Origin of the sequence: Synechococcus sp. R8-2, assembly GCF_047461715.1 — a bacterium.
Taxonomy (GTDB): Bacteria; Cyanobacteriota; Cyanobacteriia; order Thermostichales; family Thermostichaceae; genus Thermostichus.
Window position 1 is genome coordinate 1 of the sequence record NZ_JANSHQ010000236.1, and the last position, 4,687, is coordinate 4,687.

The 4,687-nt window shown below is 59.2% G+C and carries 2 protein-coding genes and 1 pseudogene; 1 reads left to right on the forward strand and 2 read right to left on the reverse strand.

Features of this window, described 5'->3' with window-relative positions:
- Nucleotides 1-911, reverse strand: a pseudogene (locus NW819_RS06270) (B12-binding domain-containing radical SAM protein); the annotation flags it as partial.
- A gap of 152 nt (nucleotides 912-1,063) precedes the next feature.
- Nucleotides 1,064-2,677 carry a cysteine--tRNA ligase gene (locus NW819_RS06275; RefSeq protein WP_414413231.1) on the reverse strand — a complete coding sequence of 538 codons (1,614 nt, stop codon included), beginning with the start codon at nucleotides 2,675-2,677 and terminating at the stop codon, nucleotides 1,064-1,066.
- Between the two features lie 340 nt (nucleotides 2,678-3,017).
- On the opposite strand from NW819_RS06275, the gene NW819_RS06280 reads away from it, so the two are divergent.
- The coding region (locus tag NW819_RS06280; protein ID WP_414413232.1) for a LysM peptidoglycan-binding domain-containing protein at nucleotides 3,018-4,687 on the forward strand (1,670 nt) is incomplete at its 3' end.

Below are 4,687 nucleotides of genomic sequence, written 5' to 3' on the forward strand. Positions count from 1 at the left end.
CGCAAGCCCTGCACCACAGCCTCCACCACTGCTTCCGGATCCACATCCCGCGCTGGGCGGGTAAGCATGCCCGGCTGGCAAAATCGGCAGCCCCGTGTGCAGCCCCGCCGCACTTCCATCACCAGGCGGTCGTGGACGGTTTCCACCAAAGGCACCAGGCCGACGGAGTATTGGGGTTGAGGCAGGGCCACCCGACGGCGGATGCGCTCCGGCACCCCAGGCACAATGGGTCGAGGCGGGATCCCCTCGTAAAACTGGGGCACGTACACCCCCGGCACCTGGGCCAGCTCCAGCAAGACCTCTCGGCGGGGCTTGGACAGGGATCCGGCCAGCACTTGGCCAATTTCCGGCAGCACCTCTTCCCCATCTCCGAAGACGAAGAAATCGAAAAAGTCGGCAAAAGGCTCCGGGTTGGAGGTGGCGGTTGGCCCGCCGGCAAAGATCAGAGGGCACTCTTCCGGGGTAAAGGGCTGCCGCTCCCACCACTTGAGCGGGATCCCGGCTAGGTCCAGCATCTCCAGGATGTTGGTGCCCCCCAGCTCGTAAGCCAGGCTGAAGCCAATGATATGGAAAGCGCGCAGAGGACGGCGGGATTCCACGGCAAAGAGGGGGATCCCCAACTGCCGCAGGCGGGCCGCCAGATCCGGGCCTGGCAAGTAGGTGCGGTCACACAGTTGATCCGGCTGGGCGTTGAGGATGTTGTAAAGGATGAGGTGGCCTAGGTTGGAAGCTCCCACCTCGTACAACTCTGGATAGCTCAGCACCCAACGCACCCGTGCCGAATCCCAAGGACGGTGGACGGCGCCAAACTCTTTGCCCAAGTAGCGGGCCGGCCGCTGAATCTCAGGGGTGAGCAGGCGATCCAGATCGATGGGACTCAGATCAGTTTGCGCGGTAGCTGGAGAAAGCATTGAGATCCGCCGAGACGTTGACACAGTCACTGATCTGACTCTAGCCGAACTTTTCCAGCAACCCAAACGAAGGGAGAAGCACTTTGCCCCTCTGAGCCCCTAGGTTACAGCCACATCCATTTTGAATGAGCCCGAGGAATGCTCCTCAACCCCTATTCTCGCAGCCAACGGGTGGTGCCATCTTTTTGATCGATGAGGGTGATGCCGAAGGCTTTCAACTGATCCCGAATGCGATCGGCTTCGGCAAAGTTTTTCGCCTTACGGGCTGCCGAGCGCTGCGCAATCAGCTCCTCGATCTGCTCTTCTCGGATGAGTTGGTTCTCTCCCTTTTCAAAGTGAAGTTCCCCGTTTGTAGCTGCTTCTGTGGATCCCTCGAATTCAGAGAATGAGGGCCAACAGAATCCCAAAGTAGCCAAAATCTCCAGCAAGGCAGCGCTTTTTTGTTTGAGGGCCTGGGGCTCCAGATGGGTTTGGCCTTGATGGGTGAACAGGTTGTGTTCGCGGGTGAGTTCTTTGGCCAATTCAAAGGCGATAGCCAGCGCTTCAGGGGTGCCAAAATCATTGTCCATAGCAGCTTGAAAGGCTTGCATGGCCTCAGCATCAGGGGATCCCTTTTCTTCTTTGCAGAAGTGCTGGGCACAGTGGATCCCTTTCTGGAGGGTTTCCCAGCCACGGCTAGCCGCCTGCATGGCTGCCTCGGTGAGATCTATGGGGCTACGGTAGTGGGTCTGCAACAGAAACAGCCGCAAGGCCATGGGGTGATAGACGGCGAGGGCCTGTCGCAGGGTGGTGAAGTTGCCCAAAGATTTGGACATTTTCTCGCCGTTGATGTTGAGAAAACCGTTGTGCATCCAGTACTTGGCCATCGGCTTGCCGGTGATTGGCTCCGATTGGGCCAGCTCATTTTCGTGGTGGGGGAAAATCAAATCTGCCCCGCCGGCGTGAATGTCGATGTGATCTCCCAGGGTCTCCCGCACCATGGCGGAACATTCGATGTGCCAGCCCGGTCGCCCCCAACCCCAAGGGGAGGCAAACCCCGGCTCAGAAGGGGGGGCCGCTTTCCAAAGGGCAAAGTCGAAGGGATCCTGTTTCTCAGCTCCTTCTTCTCCTACCCGGCCACTGGCTCCCGCCTCCATCTCCTCCAGTTTTCGACCGGATAGCTGGCCGTAATCCGGGAACTTGCGGACAGAGTAGTAAACAGAGTACTGAACAGAGGCGGGGGTCTCTGGCTGGTGTCCCGCTTGCAGGAGGGAAGACTGGTCGGTCTGGTGTCGAATCGGATCCCGTACCCGGTAGGCAAAGCCTTTGAGCTCCAAAGATTGGATCAACTGGAACATGGCTTGCAGTGATTGCGTTGCCCTCGGGTAGAGATCGGCCCGCTTGATGTTCAGGCGATCCATGTCCTGGAAATATTCGGCGATGAAGCGCTCCGCCACCGCTTGCATGGATTCGCCACGTTCCAACGCCCGCTTGAGGATCTTGTCGTCCACATCGGTAAAATTCTGCACATACTTCACTCGGTAGCCGCGCCACTCCAAGTAGCGACGCACCATGTCCCAAACCACGTAGGTACGCGCATGGCCGAGGTGGCAGAGGTCGTAAACCGTTACACCACAGACATACATCTGCACCAGGGGCTTCTCCCCCGCAACCGGAGCTGCGGATCCCTGGGAATTGCCGACGGAAACGGATTGAGATCCACCTGCTGCCAGCGGCTGAAACACTTCCTTGCGGCGAGTCAATGTGTTATAGACAACCAAATCCATGGGTATCCCTAGTTTGTAGTTTCAGCTACAGCAAAACAGGCTTTGTCTTCCAAAAAAAGACGATGGCGCACTTTGTCTTGAATCGGATGAGGCTCGACAAAATCTCAACAAGCCAAGGGCTGGAACCATTGTGAGGCAAGCATTGTGGCTGAAATTACCTGCCAAGACTTGTCTAGATTTGTTAACTACGGTACTCTAACCTGAGTGCGAGCCAGCCTGTTCATTAGCGAGCTCCACCCCGGCTTGAGTCACCCCTGGGGTGCTCGGTGCCAAGGGGCTTATGCCCCTCATTTTGACATCTTCTTCTCTTGCACTCTAGTGTCAGCCTGTTGGTGTGAGGATGCCTTTAAAACCCACTTTCCCCAATCCCCAAAACGGGGAGCTGGATTTCCGCGGTGCTGCCGTGAGCACCCTTTTCCCCCCACCCCCAAAGGGCTCGGCAGGGATCCCTTCAGAACAGTCCTGGACTTCTGCGGATTCATCTGCCGAGGAAGCCTATCTTCTGGAGTGGGCTCCAGCCCCTCTCTCTGGGCGGTCGAAGCCAAGATGGGTTGGTTTGGCCCTCTCTCTCAGCTTAACGGGCCTGGTATGGCTTCTGAAGCTGGAGGCGGATCCCTGCGCAGAAGCTGGGGAAGAGCAGCTGCCGGCCACCCCCAGGTGCCCAACCGAGCCTGAGACAGCCCATCCAGAGCCGGGGGATTCTGCTCCTGCGCGTCGGGGATATCCGGCTTGGGCCACTGGTCTTTTGCTGATGCTGGGCTTGGCCGGAGTCGCTACCCTACAGCAGCGACAGTTGAATCGCCCCCTGTCTCCGGCGGTAGAGCCGATCCCACCCTCTGTGCATACGCTATCTGGCGCTCTGCAGCAAAACTACGAGCGGAAAAAGGAGCAGCTGCGCCAAGCCTTCGCAGAAGGGCGAATCCCGACAGGAGAAGGGCCCAGAGGCATTCTGGAGCATGAAATTCAGCCGGGGGAAACCCTCTGGCAACTGACCCAGATGTATCAGCTCGACGCGGCTGCCATCACCGTCTCCAATGGTATTCAGGCCAGTACTGAGCTGAAGCCGGGGCAAGTTCTCCTCATCCCCAGCCAACCGGGATTGATCTACACCGTCAAGCAGGGAGACACGCTGGAGGACATTGCCAACCGCTACCGAGTTCCCCAGCAGCGGATTATCGAAGCGACTCCTCTGGATCGCCCGGAATATCTGCGCATTGGCCAACGCCTGCTCATCCCCGGCGATGTGGGCGAGTTGATCCAGCGTCAGAAGGAGATGATCGCTGCCCAGAAAGCTCGCGAAGAGGAAGAGCGCCGCCAGCAAGAGGAGGAAGCCCAACGCCAAGCCGAAGCCCAAGCTCGATTACAGGCGGAGCAGCAACGCCGGGCCCAGCAAATGGAACAAGAACGGCAGGCCCTCTTGGCCGGTGGATCCCTGACCCACACAGTTGGAGCCGGTGACACCATCGAACGGATCGCCGCCCGCTATGGGGTAACTCAGCGATCCATTATTCAAGCCAACAACTTGCGCAATCCCCACTGGCTGCGCATTGGCCAACGCCTTACGATTCCGGCGCCGGGTACGCAGCCCACCCCAGCTCCCGCCCGACAGGCTCCGCCAGCGCCCCCTCCAGCCCCTCCCCAGGTTCGCAGCAGTGGGTTTGTCTGGCCGGTCTCCGGGCAAATCACCTCTGGCTTTGGCTACCGTCGCGGTCGCCTTCATGCAGGGGTAGATATTCCTGGCCCCGTGGGATCCCCCATTGTAGCCGTTCAGGGGGGAGTGGTGATCTTCGCGGGGAATGCTGGGGATGGCTACGGCAATCGAGTGGACATTCGCCATCCCAACGGAATTGTTACTCGCTATGCCCACGGCCATCAGATTTACGTTTCCACAGGCCAGTACGTGCAGCAGGGGCAGACAATCATGAGCCGCGGCAGCACTGGCTGGAGCACAGGGCCGCATCTGCACTTTGAAGTCCGCCCCGGCGGGGGCGCGCCTGTGGATCCCCGGCC